This is a genomic window from Pseudomonas sp. Sample_23 (assembly GCF_004307595.1).
Taxonomy (GTDB): domain Bacteria; phylum Pseudomonadota; class Gammaproteobacteria; order Pseudomonadales; family Pseudomonadaceae; genus Aquipseudomonas; species Aquipseudomonas atacamensis.
Genome location: NZ_RCNX01000029.1, coordinates 12,160 through 32,802 on the forward strand (window position 1 = coordinate 12,160; position 20,643 = coordinate 32,802).

Annotated in this window: 36 protein-coding genes; 5 read left to right on the top strand and 31 right to left on the bottom strand. The window is 60.9% G+C overall.

All coding sequences use genetic code 11. From position 1 onward, the window contains the following. Positions 1–95: 95 nt before the first annotated feature. The 9 genes from D8U82_RS05940 to D8U82_RS05980 all read right to left on the bottom strand — a co-directional run bounded on the left by D8U82_RS05940 (position 96) and on the right by D8U82_RS05980 (position 4,753). The gene (locus D8U82_RS05940; protein ID WP_227974568.1) at positions 96–413 is read right to left on the bottom strand and encodes a phage holin, lambda family; all 318 of its coding nucleotides are present in this window, start codon (positions 411–413) and stop codon (positions 96–98) included. A 231-nt stretch (positions 414–644) separates the two neighbouring features. Further along, positions 645–1,091 (bottom strand): hypothetical protein, encoded by a 447-nt coding sequence (locus tag D8U82_RS05945; RefSeq protein ID WP_130901845.1) that lies wholly within the window; start codon positions 1,089–1,091, stop codon positions 645–647. Positions 1,092–1,131: 40 nt separating this feature from the next. Continuing rightward, a complete protein-coding gene (locus tag D8U82_RS05950; RefSeq protein WP_130901846.1) occupies positions 1,132–2,397 on the bottom strand; it encodes a site-specific integrase in 1,266 nt (421 codons plus the stop codon). A 151-nt stretch (positions 2,398–2,548) separates the two neighbouring features. Then, a complete protein-coding gene (locus tag D8U82_RS05955; RefSeq protein WP_130901847.1) occupies positions 2,549–2,821 on the bottom strand; it encodes a hypothetical protein in 273 nt (90 codons plus the stop codon). After that, on the bottom strand, positions 2,818–3,216 hold the full coding sequence (locus D8U82_RS05960) for a hypothetical protein (protein WP_130901848.1): 399 nt from the start codon (positions 3,214–3,216) through the stop codon (positions 2,818–2,820). The genes D8U82_RS05955 and D8U82_RS05960 overlap by 4 nt, the downstream gene beginning before the upstream one ends. 37 nt (positions 3,217–3,253) lie before the next feature. After that, positions 3,254–3,466, bottom strand: a complete 213-nt coding sequence (locus tag D8U82_RS05965) for a hypothetical protein (RefSeq protein WP_130901849.1) — start codon at positions 3,464–3,466, stop codon at positions 3,254–3,256. Then, positions 3,453–3,914 (bottom strand): hypothetical protein, encoded by a 462-nt coding sequence (locus D8U82_RS05970; protein WP_130901850.1) that lies wholly within the window; start codon positions 3,912–3,914, stop codon positions 3,453–3,455. Before D8U82_RS05970 ends, D8U82_RS05965 begins: the two co-directional genes overlap by 14 nt. A gap of 22 nt (positions 3,915–3,936) precedes the next feature. Then, on the bottom strand, positions 3,937–4,467 hold the full coding sequence (locus tag D8U82_RS05975) for a hypothetical protein (protein WP_130901851.1): 531 nt from the start codon (positions 4,465–4,467) through the stop codon (positions 3,937–3,939). Between the two features lie 22 nt (positions 4,468–4,489). Further along, complete coding sequence (locus D8U82_RS05980) at positions 4,490–4,753, bottom strand: hypothetical protein (protein ID WP_130901852.1); 264 nt, start codon at positions 4,751–4,753, stop codon at positions 4,490–4,492. Between the two features lie 169 nt (positions 4,754–4,922). Here D8U82_RS05980 and D8U82_RS05985 point away from each other — a divergent pair, with 169 nt between their 5' ends. The 5 genes from D8U82_RS05985 (at position 4,923) to D8U82_RS06005 (ending at position 7,464) form a co-directional block, all read left to right on the top strand. Further along, positions 4,923–5,588: a LexA family transcriptional regulator gene (locus D8U82_RS05985; protein ID WP_130901853.1), complete on the top strand. Its 666-nt coding sequence runs from the start codon at positions 4,923–4,925 to the stop codon at positions 5,586–5,588. 92 nt (positions 5,589–5,680) lie between these two features. Then, the gene (locus D8U82_RS05990) at positions 5,681–5,932 is read left to right on the top strand and encodes a hypothetical protein (RefSeq protein ID WP_130901854.1); all 252 of its coding nucleotides are present in this window, start codon (positions 5,681–5,683) and stop codon (positions 5,930–5,932) included. A 37-nt stretch (positions 5,933–5,969) separates the two neighbouring features. Next, positions 5,970–6,386 (top strand): LuxR C-terminal-related transcriptional regulator, encoded by a 417-nt coding sequence (locus tag D8U82_RS05995; protein ID WP_130901855.1) that lies wholly within the window; start codon positions 5,970–5,972, stop codon positions 6,384–6,386. A gap of 110 nt (positions 6,387–6,496) precedes the next feature. After that, positions 6,497–7,138, top strand: coding sequence for a ParA family protein (locus D8U82_RS06000; protein ID WP_130901856.1), 642 nt, complete (start codon positions 6,497–6,499; stop codon positions 7,136–7,138). A gap of 38 nt (positions 7,139–7,176) precedes the next feature. After that, positions 7,177–7,464 carry a hypothetical protein gene (locus D8U82_RS06005; protein ID WP_130901857.1) on the top strand — a complete coding sequence of 96 codons (288 nt, stop codon included), beginning with the start codon at positions 7,177–7,179 and terminating at the stop codon, positions 7,462–7,464. 680 nt (positions 7,465–8,144) lie between these two features. Here D8U82_RS06005 and D8U82_RS06010 read toward each other — a convergent pair. From D8U82_RS06010 to D8U82_RS06115, 22 genes are all read right to left on the bottom strand, one after another. Then, the gene (locus tag D8U82_RS06010) at positions 8,145–8,399 is read right to left on the bottom strand and encodes a hypothetical protein (protein WP_130901858.1); all 255 of its coding nucleotides are present in this window, start codon (positions 8,397–8,399) and stop codon (positions 8,145–8,147) included. 117 nt (positions 8,400–8,516) lie between these two features. Further along, on the bottom strand, positions 8,517–8,828 hold the full coding sequence (locus tag D8U82_RS06015) for a hypothetical protein (protein ID WP_130901859.1): 312 nt from the start codon (positions 8,826–8,828) through the stop codon (positions 8,517–8,519). After that, positions 8,825–9,073 carry a hypothetical protein gene (locus D8U82_RS06020; protein WP_130901860.1) on the bottom strand — a complete coding sequence of 83 codons (249 nt, stop codon included), beginning with the start codon at positions 9,071–9,073 and terminating at the stop codon, positions 8,825–8,827. The genes D8U82_RS06015 and D8U82_RS06020 overlap by 4 nt, the downstream gene beginning before the upstream one ends. Beyond that, complete coding sequence (locus tag D8U82_RS06025; RefSeq protein ID WP_130901861.1) at positions 9,070–9,495, bottom strand: hypothetical protein; 426 nt, start codon at positions 9,493–9,495, stop codon at positions 9,070–9,072. The genes D8U82_RS06020 and D8U82_RS06025 overlap by 4 nt, the downstream gene beginning before the upstream one ends. Then, positions 9,492–9,803, bottom strand: coding sequence for a hypothetical protein (locus D8U82_RS06030; RefSeq protein WP_130901862.1), 312 nt, complete (start codon positions 9,801–9,803; stop codon positions 9,492–9,494). The genes D8U82_RS06025 and D8U82_RS06030 overlap by 4 nt, the downstream gene beginning before the upstream one ends. Before the next feature lie 55 nt (positions 9,804–9,858). Next, positions 9,859–10,173 carry a hypothetical protein gene (locus D8U82_RS28040; RefSeq protein WP_177434116.1) on the bottom strand — a complete coding sequence of 105 codons (315 nt, stop codon included), beginning with the start codon at positions 10,171–10,173 and terminating at the stop codon, positions 9,859–9,861. Positions 10,174–10,208: 35 nt separating this feature from the next. Next, positions 10,209–10,484, bottom strand: coding sequence for a hypothetical protein (locus D8U82_RS06040; protein ID WP_130901863.1), 276 nt, complete (start codon positions 10,482–10,484; stop codon positions 10,209–10,211). Positions 10,485–10,659: 175 nt separating this feature from the next. Then, the gene (locus D8U82_RS06045) at positions 10,660–10,878 is read right to left on the bottom strand and encodes a hypothetical protein (protein WP_130901864.1); all 219 of its coding nucleotides are present in this window, start codon (positions 10,876–10,878) and stop codon (positions 10,660–10,662) included. A 46-nt stretch (positions 10,879–10,924) separates the two neighbouring features. Then, a complete protein-coding gene (locus D8U82_RS06050) occupies positions 10,925–11,140 on the bottom strand; it encodes a hypothetical protein (RefSeq protein ID WP_130901865.1) in 216 nt (71 codons plus the stop codon). A 14-nt stretch (positions 11,141–11,154) separates the two neighbouring features. Then, positions 11,155–11,454 (bottom strand): hypothetical protein, encoded by a 300-nt coding sequence (locus D8U82_RS06055; RefSeq protein WP_130901866.1) that lies wholly within the window; start codon positions 11,452–11,454, stop codon positions 11,155–11,157. Positions 11,455–11,472: 18 nt separating this feature from the next. Then, a complete protein-coding gene (locus D8U82_RS06060; RefSeq protein ID WP_130901867.1) occupies positions 11,473–12,015 on the bottom strand; it encodes a hypothetical protein in 543 nt (180 codons plus the stop codon). After that, positions 11,999–12,358 carry a S24 family peptidase gene (locus D8U82_RS06065; RefSeq protein ID WP_241668046.1) on the bottom strand — a complete coding sequence of 120 codons (360 nt, stop codon included), beginning with the start codon at positions 12,356–12,358 and terminating at the stop codon, positions 11,999–12,001. The genes D8U82_RS06060 and D8U82_RS06065 overlap by 17 nt, the downstream gene beginning before the upstream one ends. Positions 12,359–12,395: 37 nt before the next feature. Further along, positions 12,396–13,640: a hypothetical protein gene (locus D8U82_RS28045; protein ID WP_177434117.1), complete on the bottom strand. Its 1,245-nt coding sequence runs from the start codon at positions 13,638–13,640 to the stop codon at positions 12,396–12,398. A gap of 47 nt (positions 13,641–13,687) precedes the next feature. Further along, positions 13,688–14,014 carry a hypothetical protein gene (locus D8U82_RS06075; RefSeq protein ID WP_241668044.1) on the bottom strand — a complete coding sequence of 109 codons (327 nt, stop codon included), beginning with the start codon at positions 14,012–14,014 and terminating at the stop codon, positions 13,688–13,690. 87 nt (positions 14,015–14,101) lie between these two features. Continuing rightward, positions 14,102–14,515, bottom strand: a complete 414-nt coding sequence (locus D8U82_RS06080) for a hypothetical protein (RefSeq protein WP_206663324.1) — start codon at positions 14,513–14,515, stop codon at positions 14,102–14,104. Positions 14,516–14,577: 62 nt separating this feature from the next. Then, entirely contained in the window at positions 14,578–14,892 is a 315-nt protein-coding gene (locus tag D8U82_RS06085) for a hypothetical protein (protein WP_130901869.1), read from the bottom strand. A gap of 736 nt (positions 14,893–15,628) precedes the next feature. Continuing rightward, positions 15,629–16,522, bottom strand: a complete 894-nt coding sequence (locus tag D8U82_RS06090) for a hypothetical protein (protein WP_130901870.1) — start codon at positions 16,520–16,522, stop codon at positions 15,629–15,631. A 693-nt stretch (positions 16,523–17,215) separates the two neighbouring features. Continuing rightward, positions 17,216–17,764 (bottom strand): lysis system i-spanin subunit Rz, encoded by a 549-nt coding sequence (locus tag D8U82_RS06095; RefSeq protein ID WP_130901871.1) that lies wholly within the window; start codon positions 17,762–17,764, stop codon positions 17,216–17,218. Continuing rightward, positions 17,746–18,405: a glycoside hydrolase family 19 protein gene (locus D8U82_RS06100; RefSeq protein WP_130901872.1), complete on the bottom strand. Its 660-nt coding sequence runs from the start codon at positions 18,403–18,405 to the stop codon at positions 17,746–17,748. Before D8U82_RS06100 ends, D8U82_RS06095 begins: the two co-directional genes overlap by 19 nt. Positions 18,406–18,462: 57 nt before the next feature. Then, entirely contained in the window at positions 18,463–19,512 is a 1,050-nt protein-coding gene (locus D8U82_RS06105) for a contractile injection system protein, VgrG/Pvc8 family (RefSeq protein ID WP_130901873.1), read from the bottom strand. A 94-nt stretch (positions 19,513–19,606) separates the two neighbouring features. Then, positions 19,607–19,813: a tail protein X gene (locus D8U82_RS06110; protein WP_095180626.1), complete on the bottom strand. Its 207-nt coding sequence runs from the start codon at positions 19,811–19,813 to the stop codon at positions 19,607–19,609. Next, complete coding sequence (locus D8U82_RS06115; RefSeq protein ID WP_130901874.1) at positions 19,788–20,633, bottom strand: phage tail protein; 846 nt, start codon at positions 20,631–20,633, stop codon at positions 19,788–19,790. The genes D8U82_RS06110 and D8U82_RS06115 overlap by 26 nt, the downstream gene beginning before the upstream one ends. Positions 20,634–20,643: the final 10 nt, after the last annotated feature.

Consider the following 20,643-nt stretch of genomic DNA (forward strand, 5'->3'; position numbering starts at 1 on the left):
CGGCACGTCACAGGCGGCCGACTCTCGACACTCAAAATGTCCCGACAAGGCGTAAGCCAGCAGGACAACCATCACCGTCACCAGCGGCCGGCGCTTCACAGCGTCTCCGCCTTGCGCTCAGCCCAGCGCCGGGCGAACAGGCGCACTTGCTCAACGCCGAGGACACCGACCACGCCACCGACGCCATAAGACCAGCCACCCCCCAAACCGGCTTTCTCAGCGCCGATACCGACCAGGAACACCAGCACGCCGCCCAGCGCAGCCTCCAGCAACTGGCGATCCCAGCGCGGTTCTTTGGCTTCGTAGAGAATCCGCAGATAACTCAGGACGAAGGCCAGCAAGCCGGCCAAGCCGTGATCCTTGAGTGCAGCAGCAACAATGACCCAGAAAGTCGGGTCTTTTTCTGGGGGCATGTTCGGCATCTCGTTTGTTCTCCCGATCACGGGGAATAGGCATAAAAAAACCCCCGACCTGTGAGGGCCGGGGGCTGAATTGACTGTTTTGCGATGAGTATCGTGGCCGGAACAACACCACAATGACGCAAACGATAGGGGAAACTGCAAAGGGGGTCAACTCTTTTCGTGTAAAAAAACACTAAACGTGTAAACGCCCTACCCTGTCAACCCTTCGCTTTTTGACCTCGATCACAGCCACAACGCCCGTTCAAGTTGCGGCAAAACGCACGGCAATTCCCCAGCCCAAACCCCTCCGCAGCCCCGTGGCAAAGGCTTTCGGCAGTGCGCGCAGCTTTTGCTTTCAACAACTCCTCGCTGCTGTTTGATCAAATCCGCGTCACGACGGATCAGCGTCAACACGTATTCGGTTGCGGTATACGGTTCGGCTCCAGAGGCCCGGAATACAAGGGCCTCTGCCAATTGCGCCGCCTCGATCGGCCCAATTCTGGCGCGCAACTCGACAACCCCGGCCGCCGCGTCGCGTTCTCGCTGCTCCCGCTTGCGCTGCGCCGCCGCACTCTCGCCGCTTTCCTCAGCGCTGTGACGCGTCACAAGATCAATCAACGGGCCTTCGACGCGATCGGTCGCCACGTCCAAGCCCCCCACCACCGCTGGCAACGTCGGCACGTCAGTCATGTTTAAAATCCTCTTATATGATTAATTTGGGTTATACGGCTCAGGCCAGCCAGCCCGAGGGGTCTACGGCGATCGGCTTAACGGCGCGTCTTGCTCCTGTCTTGTCCTGCAACGCGTCAAAACCCTGCGCGTCGAGCCATGCGTGCCACCGTTCCAGGGCGTTGCGCTTGACCTGTTCGCCCATGGCTTGGAAGTAGGTGCGTTCCAGTTCGCTGGTCGCGTGATTCAGCAGCAGCTTGCCCACCAGCGGATCCACGCCAAGGTTTGCCCATATAGAAGGTGCGAGTTTGCGCAGGTCGTGGCTTGTCCATTCGCCGGCACCGTAACGGGTGAACACCGCAAAGGCCTGACTGCGTGACATAGGTCGACCGGCCCGCACAGACGACGGGAACAGGAAAGCCCCGGTGTACCCCCTCGCCTCTTGGTCTTCACGGTAACGACGCAGAAAGGCCACGGCTTGCGGCGTCAGTGGCAGGACATGGTCGCGCTTTGATTTGGTGTCAGCCCCGGGCAGGAACCACTCCCCCGCGTCCAGATGAATGTTTTTCCACTTGGCCAGACGGGTTTCAGTGATGCGCGTGGCATGGGTCAGCATCAACACCATCAGCGCGACGCCGGCCGGATCCTTGGCGAAGAACTCAGCCCAGTCGGCCAGCAGATCCACAACGGCCACATGACGCAAGCGCGCCCCCTTGGGCCGGATCTTCGCTTTGGTGAAGTTGCCGAACGTGATGCCCGCCATCGGGTTGACGGTGATTTTCTTCAGGGTCAGCGCGCGACTGAATACGACTTTCAGCACGTCCAAGGTCGATTTGACGTAGCCCAGGCTGTACTCGGCCTGCATATGCCAAATCAAATGGCGATCGAGGGTGTCGGGGTTGAGTTTGCACAGCGCCAAGTCGCCCAGGGCGGGCAGCAACTGGCGGGTAATGGCCGACAGGGCCGAAGCCTTGCGCTCACTGGATAACAACCGGTCAGCCTTCAGGCGTTCGGCGTACCAGTCCAGTACCTGGCCAACGCGCTCCCAGCCATCGACGGTTGCCACCGCAGTCGGATCGGTCATTAGACGGGCCAGAACGTCGGGCACGCTGTCGATCATCAGCCGCGCCGGCACGTCGGGCCAGTTCGCCGCCTTGCGCCACTTCGGGCCGTTGACGTAGCGCACCAGATGCCAACTGCCTTTGCTGCGATCGTTACGGTAACGAAAGCGCAGCGGGTGCCGGGGGTCGTTCAACTCGGTGACGTGCGGATCTTCGGCGTGCCGCTTGATCACCGCGTCAGAGATAGAAACCGTGAGTGTCGCCATGGTGCGTGCCTCAATGGTGCCCACGGCCGTGCCGGCGGGCGGCGTTGTCTTTCTTCAGGCAAAGCAAGGCCGCAGGCGCGACAATGCCCATAAATTGATTGGCTGGAACGGGTAGTGCCGAACTGTCGCCTTGCGCGACAGCCTTAACGCGTTACTCGGGGAGACCTGCCTGCCACATCTTCGCGGCCACAGTGGTCAAGGGCTTGGCGAACATCAGGCAATAGACGCCCGGCGCACCCCAGCCACCGGCAAACCGAAACCCGACCAGATCCCCGCCGTGGTCCATGCTCGAGCGCTGTTCTGGATTGAGCGCGGCCGGCAGAACACCCCGCGCCGTCTCGACATGAATAGCGAAGCCCAGGGCGGCCCCGACGGCGTAGGGATCTTCCCCACGGAAACCGGCAAATAAAGGGTGGAAGTTCATTTGATCCCCAACAGCGTTTCAATGGTTGCGCGCGCCTCAGCGAGGCGGCTGCGGTACGTTCTCAAGCTCACACCCAGCGCGTCGGCCTTCTCAAACTGGCCGATACCATCCTGCTCATAACCGACGATCTTTCGGCGCTCAGCCACTGCCCACCAGTTCGCCCCGTACTCAAGCCGCAGGACGTCAGCGCGCAGCGCGTTCTCGACAAACATGCCCAGCACGGCCGCCTCGATCTTGCTTTCCAGCCCATCGACAGGGCCGCCAGACGGACCGGAACCACCGAAAAAGATTTCACCTTTATTGTCGATCAGCTTGGCGAGCATGGATTTCCCACTGGTGCCGCCGCCACTTTCCGGCCAGCTCCAGCGCGCCCATAGTTCAAGGGCGCTATCCAAGCGATTGTTACCTTTCCTTCTCGCCATTGAAGCCCCCTTAGCCGCCGGCCTCGGGCATCAGCCTGTAACCGGTGCGCGGCATGTTTTTGCAGGCTGGAAACTTGAGGCCGCTGGTACACACCGACAGGCCAAAAATGCTCTCGGCACGCACGCAAACCTTACAACCCAACGCGCGCAGCTCCTGCGCCTCGACAATCTTCGCGGGATCGCCATAGGCATACCCCGGCAACGCGCGACTATTGAGGCCCATGCGCCAGATCCTCAAGCGCTGCACGCACGCTCCCATTTGCCGCCAAGTAGGCCATGCACGACTCGGAAAGCGCCTCAAGCGGCTCGCACACATGCGCAAACCCGGCTGTTCCATCGGTCACGATCAAATCACCACGGCGAATGCTCACAGACCCCGAGGGACGACTGTATAGGTGCCAAATGAAACCACCACGGCGGCGAATCTCGGCCGCCTCCAGCTCACTCAGGCAGTTCGCAATCACCAACCCGTCAACAGGCGACGGATCACATGCGGCGTCGGCCGGACCATCCAAGAAGGCGCGCAGCAGCTCGACACGACGGCCGGCATTTTTCTCGCTGGGCGTCTCCATGGAATACGCGGCCAAGCGCGCCTTTCCAGAGGAAACAAGGCGATCGGCGATTTCGGTGCGCTCTTTTGGGTGGCCGCCAGACAGTGCAATCAATAACAAGGAATTCCCCTTGGGCACGCCATCAGCGGCGCGCCACTTCTAATTTTTCTTTGCGCACAGTCATCAAATAGTTATGCAGGGTGGCCGGCGACTTGTCCGCCCCCTCCTGGCTGGCCAGCTCTATGGCGGCTCTCATTTCCTCGACCGTCGTATTGGAAGCACACCAACGACGGAACAAAGATTGGATATAAGGGTCTTTGCCTTGGTCTTCAGGCATTTGCGCCTCAGCGATGAACCACAGTCGCCATTCATTGGCGACGCGGGGCAGCGGCGAAGCCGGCAAGAATGCTTGGAAGTCCGAAAGCGTTACGCGTAACGGGGAGTTTGGTTCGGGCGGTTGATCGAGGTACAGAAAGCCGTCGGCCGCGAGGTAAGTCATGAACACGCTTAGTTCAAGCGGGCCGATCTGCAACGCCTCGCGCCAATCGCTGCCGTCCAGCTCGACGACGCCGGCGGCACGCGAGGGACTGGCGGCGAACTGCTCCAGCAGCTTGATTAAGCGGGCGAACCCGGCAACACCAAATCGCTGCTCGACCTTTAGAACGATCGGCAACGTGGAGAATCCGGACGGCAGGCTAAGCCCTGACATTCTTCACCCGGGCCTTCATCACTTCCAAGGCGAACGGCGCATAAATGCCGTTCCAGTCCACGACACCGCCGGACTTGGAAAGAATGTTCATGCCGGCGTTGAAAGACGGCCGCCGCTCTTTGCGATACCACGAGGACACCGTGCGCGGTTCTTCTTCAAGCAGAGTGGCAACGGCGGTGATAGCGCCTAGGCTCAACTTGCCCGGCACCGACACACCACCGACGCTTTCAATCCACTGATTTAGTTCCACGAATAGAAACCCCTTTACACGAATAGTGTAAGTCTATTTCGACTGGATCCCATTCCTCAAGCTTTTTTTCGCAGTATCTACACTTAAAGTGTATATTTATTCGGGTTACGGATAATATCCATCTATTGCCAAGGCGTGAAAACTCACGGCGCCGAATGAGAGATTGCGCATGTCTGAATTAATGGAAATTGTGGCCAAACGGATTAGGCAGTGTCGCGCGGAAAAGGGTTGGACGCTGGAAGAGACGGCCGATCGCCTGTCTCAAGCATCCGGCCAGCCCTTCGGTTATTCCCGCTTTTCCAATTGGGAACAGGCCTCGCGCATGCCGCCGAGCGACATGGTTTTGCTGCTCGCCAAAGTCTTCGGGAAAACTCCGGCTTGGATCAATGGCTACACCGATAACGACAGTCTGAATGCGGTTACGTCCGACTATGTGACGGCCAACCCAACCAGCATTCAAACCAAAGCCGGGGCCGTGCCTTTGACCCAGGCCACAGACAGCACCGCGTTCAGCGTCAGCTATATCGAAGCGCGCGGCATGAACCGCAATAAACTGCTTTGCATCAAACAGATCGATGCCAGCATGGCCCCGATGATCGTTGAGGGTGACGAATTATTGCTTGATGGCGAGCAAACCACTGTGCGCGGCGCTGACCTTTTCGGGATCATTGTTGCCGGCAACATCTGGATTCGCTGGATCTGCCCCGAACTGGACGGCACTTTCACCTTGAAAGCGGGTGACAGTTCCCAGTACGCTGATAGCACTTTGACACCTGAAGCCCTTGAAAAGCTGGATATCGTCGGCCGCGTAGTGCGCATATCGCACGATAGATAGAAAAACCGCCCTTAGTCTAAGGGCTTTTTTATTGCTCAGATTTACACTTTGCGTGTAACATGCCACGCAACTTAGGAAAGGCAGGTTCCCCCATGCAGCAAGGTAGCGACGTTTCCCACATCACCCCGCACTCCATCAGCCAAATCGGCGGCGCAGTGGCCATTCAGCGCCGCCGCGTGGTCGCGATTAAAGAAGTCCATTCGCTGGCAGGCTCAATGCAAACCACAGCCTTGTATTGCATTGACCAGGGACACGTCACCGTTGAACACATGGAACAGATGGCCGACTTGCTTGGCATGCTGCGCCGTCAACTGGACGCTATCCGCCTCGACCTTTCCAACTAACACCCCCTCCCCGTTATTTCGCAAGGAAGCGCACCCCATGAATGCCCGCGTTCAGATCCACGGCGAGGAAGTTATCGGCTACCCGGGACAGAACCTGTCGGACAGCGAACTGTTCGTTCTGGTCAAGACTGCCGAGGGCTTCCCGACACCGGTTATCGCGAGCGAGCTGCAACTGGATGATGCCGGCATGCGCATGGTCGAGCGCAACATCCTCAGTAAGCTCGGCGCGAAGAACAAGGCGCACATGATCACTCGCGGCTTCACGCTGGGCGTACTGGCCCCGCAAGCGCTGTGCTTCATGCTGTGCCTGATCGCAGTCATGGAAGTAGACACGGATTTCAACCGCCCCCGCTCCCAGCGCCGCAGTCGCACCCTTACCGAATTTTCGCGCACCGTGCGCACCTCTCCGGCTTCGGCCGGCGGCCCGCCTTCGCGCTGCCTTCTTTCGGTCTGATCGATTCGTTATTTCGTTAATTCGTTATTTTCTTGATAGTCGTTTCACGCCGGCCTATACTCGCCCTGTGTTAACGAATTGAAGAATTAACGAATTAACTAGGGGTTCGCATGGGCAAGCGTATTGGTGCTTTTTCACAGAAAGGCGGTGTAGGCAAGACAACGATTTGCGAGGCGCTCGCGGCGACCTACACCCTCGGCGGTTGGGACGTACTCCTTGCAGATTTGGATATCGACCAGTCCTCAAGTTACGAATGGCTACTTGATCGCCTGCAAAATCCCAAGCTTGCCCCGATCAACGTGCAGGCCTTTGGCACCGCTGCAAGCGCACTGAAGGCCTCCGACAAATACGACCTCACTATTTTTGATGGCCGCCCACTGGCCTCAAGCATGACCGTCGAGCTGGCCAAGGTTTGCGACTTGATAATCCTGCCGACCGGCATGGCGAAGACTGATATGCGGCCGACCGTCCGCTTGGCCAATACGCTGGTAGACAAGCATGGCGTAGATCCTTCACGCATTGCCCTTGTATTGAATCACGTAGGCAATAGCGGCAAAGAGCTGGTCGAGTGCCGTAACTTTTTGATGCAAACCGACTACACCCTGCTGCCTTCGCTGTACGAACAGGACTGCTATCGCCGCGCCCAAGATGCCGGCAAATCCATAGTCGAAACTCAGTTCGCAGGGCCGCGCGAACAAGCGGACAGCCTGATAACGGCAATTGACAGCATGCTTACTAAGCTGTCTAAATAAATAACGAATTGAAGAATTAAAGAATCGGAGTAAAACGCATGGTCGCCATCGTTAAAAAACCATCCGCCGCCGGCAAAGGCGAGCCACCTAAGCGCGGTTCGGCATCGCCAGTCCTCGGCAACGCCACCGAAAAGCCAGATCCTCATAAGCGCGTCCCGCTCAACTTCAAGCCGGAAAGCCGCTTCAAGGATGCGCTAGACGACTTTGCCCACCAGCACAAAACATCATCCACGCGCATCATGATCACCGCGGTACTTGAGTTCATGGAACGGCACGGAACTGACATTGGCGACCTAAAAGACTTGGTCGAGCCACGCACCAAATAAGTCGACCAACACCAAAGCAAAGCCCCGCATCTGACGGGGCTTTTTTATGGGCAAAAAAAACCGCCCTAACCGAAGTTAGAGCGGCGCACGTCGCTCAGTCTGATTGCTGTTACAGCCAATCGTCCCAATTGTCGCGGATGAATTCGTAGATGAGGTTACCCATCAACCGGATCATCAACCCCTTCAGTGCATTCGGCTTGCGCTTCATACTTTAGGTCTCTGAAGTCCGACCTAACCCCAGGCGCTTTTCCGGAACACATGACGCCCTCGGAACATGTCAATGCTTCCTGTGAGGTTCAGCCGGGTTAAAGGGCCTCAGGTTTCATCCGCGCGGGTTAGTAGTCCGCGCCCTTGGTCCAGAATTCGTTTAGCAACCCGACCCACATCACGATTCACATTCAACGGGTTTATCTTACGTCAAAAATCTGGAATGTGGTGCGGCGTATCGGCTCAAAAGCGGAGCTTGGTGCTCGTCTAAATGTGAATAGATTGCGCAAACCCACGCCGATACTGGCGGCGCGCCATGTTGTACATAGTTGCAATAACTTGCGCGCAGTGTTGCGCAATAGTATTCTTCTTTACGTCAATGCTTCCTGTGAGACAGGTAGAACGCTTAGTAACCGGTCTACCAAAGAAAAAGCCGCCCTATAGAGGCGGCTTTTTTGTGCCCGGCGTTTCCGCTACTGCTCGACAGCAAACACTCGCACACCGGCCTTGTCAGCAAACTCCGCGAGCGTGTCCAGCTTCGCCCAGGTGCGCACTGGCTCGCGCTTGGAGCGGATCGCATGCCAATCAGACGCCGGTCCGCCAAGGCGAAAATAGAAGGCCCATTGCTCGCCCTTACGGGTTGTCACTCGCGCCGCCTTACTCTCGCGAACCGCGCCGGCGCGCACCAAATCCAGAAAGTTGCCTTCCTCGTAACCCTTGCGCTTCATGCTTGCCCCGCGCCAGTGAACCGCAGCACGGCCGGCCCCTCATACGAAAATGCCACCGCTACCCCCTCTTACCTGCACGGCCCGCCAATGGCGGCAGACTACCAGATCAACGGCGCGTTACAGTAACGCCACATTGCCTCCGAGGCGGCGCACCTCGGCCTTGAAGCCCTCCACCTCGGCGGCCGTCAGCGCACCCAACACGCGTAGATCACCCAACCACGAACAGGTCACGCGCACGCTGTTAGGCCAGTCTTGGGCCAGTGCATCCATCAATTCGAACAATGCCCAGGTCAGCACCGAGGCGCCGGACTCGGTCACCTCCGGCCGCACCGCCTGGGCGATCCGTTCGGCCAGGCTAGCGACCTCGGGCGACAGCGCACGCAGGTCGCGCAGATCCTGTTCAAACTCTGGCCCTAACGGCAACGTCATTGCGGTTTCTCCTGTAGCGCGACCTCGCGCTGCCGGGCCACACCATCCGCATGCTGGCAGAGCCGCACGGCATTGGCACGGCTCAGACGCTGCAAGCGCTCCAAAGTCATTATGGCCCCTTGCAGCTCACCCAGCTTATACGCCACCGAAAGCTCGTTCGGCGCCCGGCTCAGATCCTCAAGCATCCTCCGGACCACGTCGACCACGTTGGCCGGCAAGGCGATGCCGATAATCGCGTTACTCATAACGCACCGCCTTGCAGATCCGCCCATGCCCACGGCTGCACCCGGTAGATGCGAAAGGCCCAATCCTCGCTGCCGGCCACAAAGGCGATCGACGCCACCCGGCACCATTGGCCACGCAACAGCCGCCGCTCGACCAGCGCCGTCAGCAGCCGGCGCGCTCGATGCAGACCGATGCCGAACCGCCGCCGAACTGCCCCGGGGCCGGTGAAGGGCCGCGCAGCGACCCACCGCGCTACCGCCGGCAACAGCGGGTCGGCCTCGCCGAGCCTCACCGGCGATAGTCGACCGGCAAACTTGATCACGCCGGTATACAGCGCCGTATGACCGATCGGCGCCGAACCGATGGCCACCGGCGGCCACTCGACGCCGTCGACCAACAGGCGGGCATGGGCGCCCGCGCACACCAGAGCCGGGGCGCTCATTGATCGTCGTCCTCGTATTCGTGCAGCTCGATCGACTCGCCGCTCTGCTCGATCACTTCCAGGGCCATGTCGTCAAACAGGCGCAGCAACGGCGTGGCGCCCTGTTCGTCTTCGCGCAGCAGCTCGCCGGTCAGCTCCTGGGCGAACAACTCGCGGTCGACGATGGTGGCGGTCGACGTGCCGTCGCCGTGGGTTGGCCAGTTGTCGCCCATGGTCACGGAGTGACAGAGCATGTCGAGGGTGATGCGAATCACCAGCTCGTCGCCTTCGACGGCGACGGTGGGCAGGATCAAATCAGGGGTGTTCATGCGGTGAATCTCCTTTTCTCGGTAGGTTGTGACGCGTCACGCGCCGGCCATGACGCTAGAAAGCGTCCATGTCGGTGCGGATGGTTTGCCAGCGCAGCAGCGTGTAGCGGCCTAGCTTGAGCTGGGTGTCGGTGATGCGCTGGCTGTCGTGGCACTGGTGGACCTCGATCCACAGATTGACCAGCGGCCGGCCAAGGCCGCCCCGGAACAGACGCTGCAACAGCGTGCGACGCGGCGCCGCTTCCTGCACCGGTGTCGGCCGGCCGCGTGGCTGCCAGTCGAACCGCTCCGAGGCTTCGCCGCCGTTGGGGTTACGCGGCGGCGGTGCGACGCGGGCAGATCCGGGCAGCGGCTGATAACCCTGCGACATGGCTGAATCTCCTTATCTCGGTAGGTTGTGACGCGTCACGCGCCGTTCACGTACGGGCCATGGGTTCGCTCAAGCGCGGCGGGATCGCTCGCGGCCAACTTGGCCAGCTCCGGCACCAATCGCCGCAACTCAGGCAACAACCAGGTTCGCGACCACAGGCGATAACGATCGGCCAACTCAGCCTCCAACACCTTTTTCTGCTCCGGCGACAGACCGGCAGCGGTGAAGGTCAGGCCCATGTCCGGGCCGCGCGTGGCCGTAGACAGCAGCTCGGCCGCGCGTTGTTTTTTGGTTCCGTTGCGTCGTGGCATGGGCAAGGCTTCCTTTGCGAGTAATGGGCGGGTATTGCGTAAAACCAGATGATAGCAAAGTGGGCACCCACTTTTGCGTAAAGTGGGAACCACGGACGTAAAAAAAGCCCCCCGCCGGTCGCCTGACTGGTGGGGGTCGTTTTACATAAGCGGCGTTATTCGTAACGCGGCGGACTCAGCTTTTCGCGGCGCATGACCATACATAATCCTCGGCCTGGGCCTTCAGGCAATACCAGACCTTCAGCGATTCGCCGGTCAGCACATCAAAGGCTTCAAAGCAGTCATGCGCAGCGCCGATCTTCTGACCCTGTAGCGGTCCGTCGATCACCATCAGCGTTTTCATCGGATCGCGCACGGTGGTGCGCACTTGCGGGAACGGCTGTTCGGTCAACATAAATCGGGTTCCTTTCAGGGGGATTCGTTACGGGTAACGGCGAAGCTCAAGCCTTGCCACCGACCGGCATTTCAACCGGGCGCGGGGCCAGGCTCAGCGCCTGCTTGCGCGCCTCGCGCACGTCATCGAGCAGCGCGAACACCGGGGCATTCGGGTCGGCCTCACTGGCCGCCGAGGCGTCCAGGCGGGTGATCAGGTCATTCATTTGGCCCAAGGTCAGGGCCATCGGGAAACGTTGCTCAATGCGGGTCGGGTCGGTCATGGTGGGGATTCCTGTCAGCGGCTTGGGCGCGGCTGGCTGCGCCGGTAGTCTTCGTACACCTCGTCACGCTCATTGAGCGCGTCGGCCAGATCGCCCTCGGCTGACAACTTCGGCAGGTCATTGAGCAGGCGAAAGGCCAAGGCGTGCGCCAGGGTCGTGCGTTCGCGCTCGCGGTCATCATGGCGCACCGGATCGCCGGTGACGGCCAGTGCCACCGCCTCACGCATAGCCTCGGCATCGGCGCGGGCATAGTCGGCCAGCGCGTCGACCAGCTCGGCCGGCAGGGTCAGGGACAACGGTTCGTTGCGGGGCATCGGGGGATTTCCTTGTCGTCAAAAACTGTGAGGGATCTTGCTGTAGCTGGCCCGGGTTTCGCAGGCCCGGCAATCATGCCCGGGCCGGTCCAGCCACCCGCCATACGGCTGCACGCCGTCGGGATTGCACAGCGGGCACGGCGCGCAGGCGGTGACGCAATGATGCAGACGATACGCCCGATTGCGCCCCGCTTCCCAGTCATCCCCGGGCGCGGCCAGCGCCGCCACCTGGGCGACCGTCAGCCCCGACCAGTCGTCGACCAGCGAGTCAGCGGCGGCGCGCTCGGGCACGCTCAGCGCGGCAAAGGCAAATTCCGGCGCATCGACGTCGTCGCCGATAGCGTCGATCGACTCGGCCGCACTCGTTTCGCCCAGCTCGATCGCCTCACCGGCGGCCGCTGCGCGCACTCGCGCCGCCTCCAGCCGGCGCCGGGCCTGCTCCCAGCTTTCGCCCGGGCGAGCACCGGCGCGCACCTGGGCATCGGTCAGCGGCAGCAGGATCGGCTTTTTCGGAAAGTTGGACGGGGTCGGCATGGCCTGCGACTCAAACACGGTGAACATGGCTGCGCACGCTGTGCGTCACCACACCCCAAACAGAAAAATCGTCGCCTTCCAGCACGTAACGCGGCGGGAAACGCGGGTTTTCCGAGCGCAGTACCGGGCCTTGCGTGCAGAAGTCCAGGCGCTTGCACAGCGGCTCACCGTTGACCACGGCAATCACGACCTGCCCGCGCACCGGCTCCAGCGCCTTGCTCACCACCAGCAGGTCGCCGTCGAAAATGCCGGCACCTTGCATGCTCTCGCCTTCGACGCGCACCAGATAGGTCGCCGCATCACGAATGTTCAACACCTCATCCAGCGACAGCAACGGGCCGACGTCCAGCACCTCGTTTGAGGCTGACATGGGGCTGTCGGCAAACTTCGACGTCTCAGTCATCGGCTTATTCCTTGTCATTCGTTACGGTAACGTGGCCCTGCTCGCCCGGCAACGGACGATAGTCGGTCGACTGGCCAGCAGCGCGCAGACGGTTTTCCCAGGTCGCGATCGCCGCGTGCGCCTTGTTGCGCTCGCCTTCCAACAGGCAGGTTTCCCGCTCAAGGTCGGCCACCTGTGCTTTGAGGCCGTCCCAAATGCTTTTGGTCACCTGTTCATGCTCCCAGGCCATACGCTTCTCGACCGGCGGAAAGTCAGTTTCCTGCGCGTACTGGCGATGCACACTGAGGCGCACATACAGCTCGCGCAGGTTCTGTTTCGGGTACTCCTGACTCCACTTCCCATAGGTGCAAAATTCGTAGTAGTCCAATGCACTGGTCAGGTAAGTGCGATCGCGCTGGGTCAGCAAGAACGGGCGCGGATCGTCGATCGGGTCGGCCTTGCGTTTCAGCTCTCGCAGTCGGTAGATCAACTGACGCTCTTCCTCGTCCAGCAGCACGGCCTGCATGCCCTGCTCTTCCTTGAGTTTGCGCTGCCGCTCGCGAAAGGCTTTCTGCCGCTCCTTGTTGCTCATGGGCTTCTTGGCATTCGGGTCTTTTGGGGCATCACCGAACATCGCCAACTGACCATCAGGACGAACGCCGGCCAACGCATCGGCCAGCCATGGCCAGACCTTGCGGTCTTTCGGCTTACCGTGTTCCTGATCGATCGTCGTGGCCCAGCCTTCGCGGGCCGATGCTTCCATAACTTCAGCCCGCACCGCCTGATCGACGGTGCGGCCGACGTGTGCGGCCGGGCGCATGAACTGGTGACGATAGCCGGTGCGGCTGATAAACGGCTTGTCGAAGTCCACCGCGTACAGATCGGCGCCGACGTGATTGGCCAGACTGCCAGCACCCATCTTGACCACCATGCGCATGCCGTCGACCTCCAGCAGGAACTCGCCCGACTGCCCCCAATTCGGTACCTGACCCGCCGGCGCAGCGAACTTGGCCGCTAAAACGTCTTGCACGCTGGCACAACCGCGAGACGTGCCGCCATTGAGCTTGACCACACACGCCTGATGCACCAGATGGGCGTCATCCAACGCCTGCACGTCGGCGGCCAGCATGGCGTCATGATAGAGCTGCAATACACGCTCGGCGCGCACCTCAAGCTCGGCCGGATCCGTCGGCAAGGCCGCCATGGCCGCGATGAATTCGGGGCGCTCTTCAAGGGGAACATACTGGATCGACTTGGTTTTGCGGGCCATAACGGGCGCTCCTTGGCAGGCCCCGGCGCGTGCCGGGGCAGGCTTCCTTATAGGTGGGTATCCAGACCGGTCAGGCGGGTGAAAGCGCGTTGCAGATCCTCGCCATATACCCCGTTCTCGCGGGTCTTTTCCTTGAAGTCGAGGCGCGCCCAGCGGCCGGCGATCACGTCGTAGGTGTCCATCGCATTCAGCTCAACGCGAATCATGTTCACGCCGCCCCGGGCGAAGTTCGCCGGCAGTTTGAATTGCAGACCTTGAGAGGTGGCCACCAGCTCGCGGGCGCCGGTCATCACCATGAAACGGCGAGCGCCGAGCTGATCAAGAATGGTCGCGGCGACTTGCTGGGCATTGGTCAGGGGTTTTGCTTGGGTCATCGGGGTCTGCTCCGGTGGGCGGCCTTGGCGGGGAATTGCCCGGCCTTGGAGCAGACTTTAAATTTGTTTCGTTAATTCGTCAATTCGTTATTTCGTTAATTCGTCATTTCGGACTGAAGGCTTGGCCAACCCGGCATAAATGCTCAGCAGGCGCCAGACTGCGTAAGGCACATCCCCCTTGCCACCGGCCCACTTGCGGATCTTATCCTGTGAAACACCGACCAGCAGCCCGGCCGCACTTCCCGGCAACCCGGTCACCCGCAACAGCTCGCGGAATTCCTCAACCGTAGGAGGCATCCACCCAGGCGCATAAGCATCGAACAAGCCAGGGCGATTCAGAGCCAGTTCCTGGCGCACTTGATCAGCAGTCATCGAACGCGGGGGATCACCCGGCACTTCCAGTTGAGCGGCGTCCAGACGCAGCGCTGTGCGCATCGCCTCCCACATATCCGGCGCGTCGAATTCCTCGCGTGACCCGTCACGCCGCAACAAAGCAAACATCCATCAGCCTCCAATGCTAAACCGCCGGCAGTGCCGGCGGTTGTCGTTATTTCGTTAAATCGTTATTTCGTTAATCGATCAGGGCAGTACCTGACCTTGACCGAGGCCCCGCCATGCCAGCACGTCCAGCCAGACGGGGACGCCAGCAACCCAACGCGGCCGTAATCCTCGCACGAATAGTAGCCTTGAGCCTCTAGCCAGATACCGATATCCACCAACTGCACACGGTCGACCTCGGGCAGCTTGCGAAATTCCGGTACCGCCAGCACTAGGCAATCGCGCTGCGATCCCCCAGCCATACGAACATTGAGTTGAATTGCGTAACGATCGAAGAACGCTTTTTTCAAAGCGACCACATGCGGTGCTTGTTTAGTCATCGGTTTTATCCCGGAGTGCGGCCTTGACGTAATGCCCGGCCTTGGGATGAACCTTATTCGCGTTTCGTTAATTCGTCAATTCGTTATTTCGTTAATAGGCTCATGATGCGCCCAGTCGCCAAACGCACCACAAGGCCGCCAGAGCCACGACACACGCCGAGCGCGGCCACGGCCTTCGCTGTCGCCTGTAATCGCTGATACAGGCAACGCGGAGGCAACAGGCAGAACACCGAACGCAGGGCAGCCCCCGACCTGATCACTGGAGCGCTTGCGCGACCGACTGGCCGCAGGCGGCGCGTGAAGGAGCGAAGGGACGTCGTCCAGGGCTTGAGTCGAGCGCGAGCTTGGAACGTCCCACAGCGACTGGAAGGCGCCTCACTGAAGGAACGGCGACGGTGTGACCGCAGAGCTGTTTCCTTGCCCCGCGCCTCCAGGCGCGAAGTGGGCAGGCATATCTATTTCGTCAGCTCGTCATGCACAAATGGCACGGTTATTGAGCTTTAAAGCGGATCTTTTAAAGCCCTTCGGTACCAGTGAGCGACTAATCTTGCAGATATTCAAAAGCACCTAACTGCTCGATCGGCGCGCCGACTTTTTCAGGGGCGATTTCGTCGGAAATGTGGGTGCCAAAGAGGACAAATCGAGGGGAATGAGGTCGCCGAAGGCACCCGAGAGGGCGCTGGCAGGACGCAGGCGAGCGAAGGCACCGCCGGTGGCGGTGCTGGGGAGAGGTGCGCTAGGGCAGCGAGTCGGGGTGTATAGCGAAGTGAGGGTGCGCCCGGGCGAATGCCTGGGAGAGCTGGAGCCGGCCAAGGTCTGCATTAGCTTGGGCAAATGCCACCCAGGCCGCCGTCCAGGCTCTTTTATACTCGACCTTGTCGAGCTGCTTCTGCTGGTGTTGCTTTTGCCGGACGGCGCGCTGGGCGGCGTCGTGCGAGTCTTTGCGCACCTTGGCCTCGGCCGCTTCCTTTTCCAAGGATTGCCGAGTGCGCGTCTGCGCCACACCCAGGACGGTGCGACGCTCTACGCGCTTGCGGGTTTGAGCCTCGGCCAGCTCATGGCCCAGCCCCAAATCGATAAAGAAACGCCGGCGAACGTGAATCGTGACACGGGTGATCCACTTTTTACCCTTGTAGAAAATCCGGCGGAACTTGCGGCGCACATAACCGGCGCGCTCAAGATCGCTGAGCAGCCGCGACAGCGTCCACTCGCGAACGCCCGAGTCCTCGCACAACTTGCGCTGACGGTTGACGTGCATTTTTCCATGCTTGTCCATCCAGCCAACCACCATCTGAGCCAGATCGAGGCGCGCGCACAGCGGGCCAATCAGCTCGGCGAGCGCGTCCCAGCGCTGCTGATACGTGCGCGAGTCGTTAATATCGTCGAAGCGGCGCAGGAATTTACCCTCGCGCTTGTCGGCTTCTTCGTGAACTCGGGCGATCGCCTTCTTGAACAGACCACCGAACATCCGGCCTTGATCTTCAGTGACGCCGGTAAGGCGCCGCTTTTGACCGGTGCGGTCACGCGGTGGAAGTTTTGGGCGTTTGGTCAGGATATCCGGGATGGCATCAAGGCCGGCGTATGCGGCAGCCTCAACAGAGCCGGGCAAAAATTGGTTGACCCGCTTCATAGCGCGCCACCAACAGCCAAGGCCAGCCGCTGGACGCGAGCCGGGGGCTGCAAATCTATACGCCCCCGCATAATGCCGGGGCGGCCTTCTGCTGAGGCTTCGCCGATCATCCAAACATCCCTAATGGCTAGGGCTTGCTTATGCGGTGATCAGCTAATAGACTTCTACCTGCCCGGTTTGAAGCCAATTTGTGCTGATTACCAGAAACCCCCGTCCCGCCAAGGTCGGGGGTTTTCTTTTTTAAGCCTGCCGAAATTCTCTAATTCTTCTAACTGCTTAGCCCCCAAGGGGCTGACGGCGCTCAGAATAACGCGCCCGCCTTTGCTCGTCCACATTTTGTGTAAATTTACACATTCTTGAGCGAAGCAACGGCCAACCGCACCGTTTCCAAGTGCAGCCACTCGCCCGGATGCGCTTCCGGGTCATTGCCTTTCTGAAGACACATCCACGCAAGGTACTGATATATCGCGTCGATAGTAGACGCTTGGTCACTTTTGATCAAAGGATTTACAGAGGGTGTATCCGACATAGGGGGGTTCCTTCCTACAACAGTCGTTCGAGTGCGGCGATTCTATCTAGAATCGCCTAATACTGGATATATAAACAGTAGTGGCGTTTTGATTATCGATCGGGCGCATGCTACCGGACATGCGACAAAGGGCAGCTATCCCTCTGTCGGATATACCTATCCAGTTAATTGCGCCCGACGGACAACGCCCTGACGTACCCCTGGCACGCCTGCAAGGCGATCAATCCGCGATCGCCGACGTCGGTGATGCCGATAATTCGCCGAGCATGCGCTGGGTCAAGTTCGGCTCTTGCGGGGCCATGAACCACGCCGCCGGCGCTGGCAGGGGCTGACACCCCGTCACAACGGCCGGCAGCGCTGCCGGCGTTGAGTAGGACTGACAGCCGGACATCAGCAGTGGCAAGGCGATCAGACAGGCGTTGCTGAGCTGTTTGCGCATCGGATAGATCCTTGTAATGGGTTTGGTCGTTGTCTTTCAGGCGCTGCTCCAGCGCCAGGCGCTTGTCCTGCTCGATCACCAACGCGCCCACCGTCGCCTCGGCGGCCGCCCGGGCCTCGTCGGCGGACTGGCGGGCCTGCTCGGCCAGCGCGTTACCGTAACGCCAGTCCTGTATCGCCCAACTGCCGGCAGCACCGGCGCCGGCGATCGACAGCAGTACCAGGGCGATCGCCCAGGGTCGCACCGGTGCCGGGATCAGATTGAGGATTGACATAGCACCGCCTTGGCCTTGGCCCACAGCTCGCGGCGATCGGCCAGACCGACGTCGCCCCCGTTGATTTTCCGGCTGATGCCGTCGAACAGGCCGGCGTCGGCCAGATCGTTAAGGCCTCGATCCCACCAGTACCAGGCCGCCGATAGCGCGGCATATTCCGGCTGCTCCAGCAGCTCCGGCCGATCGAGCAGCGGCAGGCCGAGCGCCTGACCGCACAGGCGGTAGTTGTCGCGCCCGGTGATCTGGATCAGGCCGCGCCCTCGATAACGGTAGCCATCGCCCGACGCCTCGGGACCATTGCCCATGCGACTTGCATAGACGCGGTTGGCCAGCTTTTCCGAGTTGCACAGATAAGCCTTTGCGGCCTCGATCTCGGCCGGATCTGCTCGGCCGTTACGGTTGTCATCGAAACCCGACTTGAACAAACGCGCGACGCGCTCGGCGTCCCGGTAGTAGAGGCTTTCCGACAACTTGGTCAGGTGCTGCGACTCGTGCCCGCACTGGGCGATAAACGCCGCCTCGCGCACCGGCGAGGTAATGCGAAACCGCGCCATGGCCGTGACCAGTGCAGACACAAAAACGCCCGCGACTGGGCGGGCGTTGGGGAGGATCTGCAGCAATTGCTGCTGAGTGATCGGCATACAAACTCCAGGCACAAAAAAGCCGCTCAAGGCGGCGGGATGGGGTGCGCTCTCGCGCTATTTGAGGCTCACGACCTTGACCGGCTTGGCGGGCTTTTTGCCCTTCTTGCCTTTGGCTTTGGCCTTGCCATTCTTGCCGCCGTTGCACTCGACAACGGTGGTCCAGCCGGCTTGGGTGTACGTCTGCTGCACCGACTCGGCCAGATACTCGCCATCGAGTCCAACCTTGAAGCCCTGGGCGATGATTGATCGTTCGGCAAACAGATCGGTACGCCCGGCCATTTCCAGCCGCACGCCGGCCGTGGACCGGTTGAACGCCGCAAGACGGGCCTTCGCCGCCGCCTCGGCCGCCGTCTTGTTCGGGTGAATATGGCGATCGGTATGCACCGCCGGCAGGCCGGCCGGGGCGTCGTCGTTCTCCAGCGACACCACGGAAAGCTTGCCGGTCTTCTTGTCTTGATGTTTAGCCCCGACCGCCTTGTGGCTGCTGCGATCGCCAAGGTGGAACTGCCAGCGGCTGACGTCTTCGCGCGTGATCACGATCGGCGCAAAGGCCTTGCCGCTCGCACTCTGCCCGCCCTGACGCGGCATCACCAACAGCTTGCCGTCGGCGACCTTGGCCGTGCAGTCGTACTGCTTGGCCAGCCGCGTGATGAAATTAAAATCGGACTCGCTGAGCTGATCGGCGCGCACTACTTTCGTGTTGACCGGACACACCGGCGACCAGCCGTTGCGGGCCGCGACGTCGGCGACGATCTTGGACAACGGCACGTTTTCCCAGCTACCGCTGCGAATGGTTTTGCCGCTGCCGCGCATGTCGCTGGCCTTGCCCGTGATCACGATCGTATCCGGCGGACCGGACACCGTAATTTCATCGACCACATAGCGGCCGAGCCGAGCCAGCGACGTCTCCAGATAGCCCAGGTAGACCTCGATCCCCGCGCCCCGGGACGGCAGCACCACCAGCCCGTCACGGTCATCAATGCGTAGTTCGAACTCGTCGGACTCCATCCCGACTTTGTCGGTGACACTCAACTGAATCAGGCGATCGTTCAGCAGCGCCGTGATGTCGTTGCCATCGGCAACAATGCGGAATCGGGGGGTCATGGATTGTTTCCAAAAGAAAGCCCGCACAGGGCGGGCCAAGGATCGAAGCGTTACGCGTAACGCGAGAGGACGCCGGCGGCGTGTCCGGACGGGATCAATCCCACAAGGTCACGGCCTCGGTGACCGGGTGCGGCAGATCCGGCAGCACGATCACCACGCCGGCGCGGTAGGGCTGCTCCTCGTCGGCCAACCCCTGATTGGCGCCCAGCACAGCCTCGACGCTGCCATTCAAGTGCCCGTAAAAGTTGTGACAGATGGTATCGAGCAGATCCCCGTCAGACGTTCTGCATGTCGTCGCCATAGCGGACAAACTCCAAGGTAAAGGCCTGTTTGCGCGGAATACCGCCGGCCATCAGCGAGCTTTGTTCCTCGTCGACGCTCTTGAGGCACCACGTTCCCAGCACGTCGCCATAGCCGGTGGTCAAGGTCAGCGGCTGGAGCTGGGCGCCCAGCGTGCGCAGCGTGTCGAGCTGCTTTAAGCCGCCCTTGAAGCCCGGGAAGATCACCCCCTTGAGCGTGATTTTCTCGTCGCCCATGCCCACGCCCTGCTGCGCCGGCCGCCGCCCCAAGCGCTCTTGCGAGGCCCAACGGAATTCGGTGGAACGGCGCAGCTCGTCAAACGCAGCGGTGTCGAGGTTGAACGTGTACTGCGGCGCCTTCGGGTCCTGCGGCTGAATGATCAGCAAGTGCGGGAACGGCTTCACCGCCTCCGGCGCCGGCGTCTGATCCGTGGCAAACGCACCGGTGGGCACGATGTTGGCCAACGCCGGGCTGGCCTTGCCGGCGATCTTGTTGATGGCCGTGGCGGCGCGCCCGGCCTGTTCCTTCAGCACCCCCAGCCGCTCGTCGATCTGCGCCACCGCGCGCGTGGCCGTGCCGTACATCGACACCACCCGCCCGACTTGCGCCTGGGCGGCATTGATCCCGCGCATGGCGCGCTGAAGCTTGGCCCCGATCGCCGGACCGACAAAGGGCAAGCCCTCCAGCTCGGACGCGGCGCCGGTGATTTCCCCGATCGCGCCGTTAACCGGCGCCATCATGCCGTCAAGGCTGCGCCGGCCCGTCTCCCCGGCCGAGGCCAAGTATTTAATCCCCGACTGCAACTGCCCCAATGCTTCCATAAATCCCCCT

Coding starts and splice junctions, on each gene's coding strand:
- D8U82_RS05940 (WP_227974568.1), bottom strand. CDS start 413: ATGCCCCCAGAAAAAGACCCGACTTTCTGGGTCATTGTTGCTGCTGCA.
- D8U82_RS05945 (WP_130901845.1), bottom strand. CDS start 1,091: ATGACTGACGTGCCGACGTTGCCAGCGGTGGTGGGGGGCTTGGACGTG.
- D8U82_RS05950 (WP_130901846.1), bottom strand. CDS start 2,397: ATGGCGACACTCACGGTTTCTATCTCTGACGCGGTGATCAAGCGGCAC.
- D8U82_RS05955 (WP_130901847.1), bottom strand. CDS start 2,821: ATGAACTTCCACCCTTTATTTGCCGGTTTCCGTGGGGAAGATCCCTAC.
- D8U82_RS05965 (WP_130901849.1), bottom strand. CDS start 3,466: ATGGGCCTCAATAGTCGCGCGTTGCCGGGGTATGCCTATGGCGATCCC.
- D8U82_RS05985 (WP_130901853.1), top strand. CDS start 4,923: ATGTCTGAATTAATGGAAATTGTGGCCAAACGGATTAGGCAGTGTCGC.
- D8U82_RS05990 (WP_130901854.1), top strand. CDS start 5,681: ATGCAGCAAGGTAGCGACGTTTCCCACATCACCCCGCACTCCATCAGC.
- D8U82_RS05995 (WP_130901855.1), top strand. CDS start 5,970: ATGAATGCCCGCGTTCAGATCCACGGCGAGGAAGTTATCGGCTACCCG.
- D8U82_RS06000 (WP_130901856.1), top strand. CDS start 6,497: ATGGGCAAGCGTATTGGTGCTTTTTCACAGAAAGGCGGTGTAGGCAAG.
- D8U82_RS06005 (WP_130901857.1), top strand. CDS start 7,177: ATGGTCGCCATCGTTAAAAAACCATCCGCCGCCGGCAAAGGCGAGCCA.
- D8U82_RS06010 (WP_130901858.1), bottom strand. CDS start 8,399: ATGAAGCGCAAGGGTTACGAGGAAGGCAACTTTCTGGATTTGGTGCGC.
- D8U82_RS06015 (WP_130901859.1), bottom strand. CDS start 8,828: ATGACGTTGCCGTTAGGGCCAGAGTTTGAACAGGATCTGCGCGACCTG.
- D8U82_RS06020 (WP_130901860.1), bottom strand. CDS start 9,073: ATGAGTAACGCGATTATCGGCATCGCCTTGCCGGCCAACGTGGTCGAC.
- D8U82_RS06025 (WP_130901861.1), bottom strand. CDS start 9,495: ATGAGCGCCCCGGCTCTGGTGTGCGCGGGCGCCCATGCCCGCCTGTTG.
- D8U82_RS06030 (WP_130901862.1), bottom strand. CDS start 9,803: ATGAACACCCCTGATTTGATCCTGCCCACCGTCGCCGTCGAAGGCGAC.
- D8U82_RS28040 (WP_177434116.1), bottom strand. CDS start 10,173: ATGTCGCAGGGTTATCAGCCGCTGCCCGGATCTGCCCGCGTCGCACCG.
- D8U82_RS06040 (WP_130901863.1), bottom strand. CDS start 10,484: ATGCCACGACGCAACGGAACCAAAAAACAACGCGCGGCCGAGCTGCTG.
- D8U82_RS06045 (WP_130901864.1), bottom strand. CDS start 10,878: ATGTTGACCGAACAGCCGTTCCCGCAAGTGCGCACCACCGTGCGCGAT.
- D8U82_RS06050 (WP_130901865.1), bottom strand. CDS start 11,140: ATGACCGACCCGACCCGCATTGAGCAACGTTTCCCGATGGCCCTGACC.
- D8U82_RS06055 (WP_130901866.1), bottom strand. CDS start 11,454: ATGCCCCGCAACGAACCGTTGTCCCTGACCCTGCCGGCCGAGCTGGTC.
- D8U82_RS06060 (WP_130901867.1), bottom strand. CDS start 12,015: ATGTTCACCGTGTTTGAGTCGCAGGCCATGCCGACCCCGTCCAACTTT.
- D8U82_RS06065 (WP_241668046.1), bottom strand. CDS start 12,358: ATGTCAGCCTCAAACGAGGTGCTGGACGTCGGCCCGTTGCTGTCGCTG.
- D8U82_RS28045 (WP_177434117.1), bottom strand. CDS start 13,640: ATGGCCCGCAAAACCAAGTCGATCCAGTATGTTCCCCTTGAAGAGCGC.
- D8U82_RS06075 (WP_241668044.1), bottom strand. CDS start 14,014: ATGACCCAAGCAAAACCCCTGACCAATGCCCAGCAAGTCGCCGCGACC.
- D8U82_RS06080 (WP_206663324.1), bottom strand. CDS start 14,515: ATGTTTGCTTTGTTGCGGCGTGACGGGTCACGCGAGGAATTCGACGCG.
- D8U82_RS06085 (WP_130901869.1), bottom strand. CDS start 14,892: ATGACTAAACAAGCACCGCATGTGGTCGCTTTGAAAAAAGCGTTCTTC.
- D8U82_RS06090 (WP_130901870.1), bottom strand. CDS start 16,522: ATGAAGCGGGTCAACCAATTTTTGCCCGGCTCTGTTGAGGCTGCCGCA.
- D8U82_RS06095 (WP_130901871.1), bottom strand. CDS start 17,764: ATGTCAATCCTCAATCTGATCCCGGCACCGGTGCGACCCTGGGCGATC.
- D8U82_RS06100 (WP_130901872.1), bottom strand. CDS start 18,405: ATGCCGATCACTCAGCAGCAATTGCTGCAGATCCTCCCCAACGCCCGC.
- D8U82_RS06105 (WP_130901873.1), bottom strand. CDS start 19,512: ATGACCCCCCGATTCCGCATTGTTGCCGATGGCAACGACATCACGGCG.
- D8U82_RS06110 (WP_095180626.1), bottom strand. CDS start 19,813: ATGGCGACGACATGCAGAACGTCTGACGGGGATCTGCTCGATACCATC.
- D8U82_RS06115 (WP_130901874.1), bottom strand. CDS start 20,633: ATGGAAGCATTGGGGCAGTTGCAGTCGGGGATTAAATACTTGGCCTCG.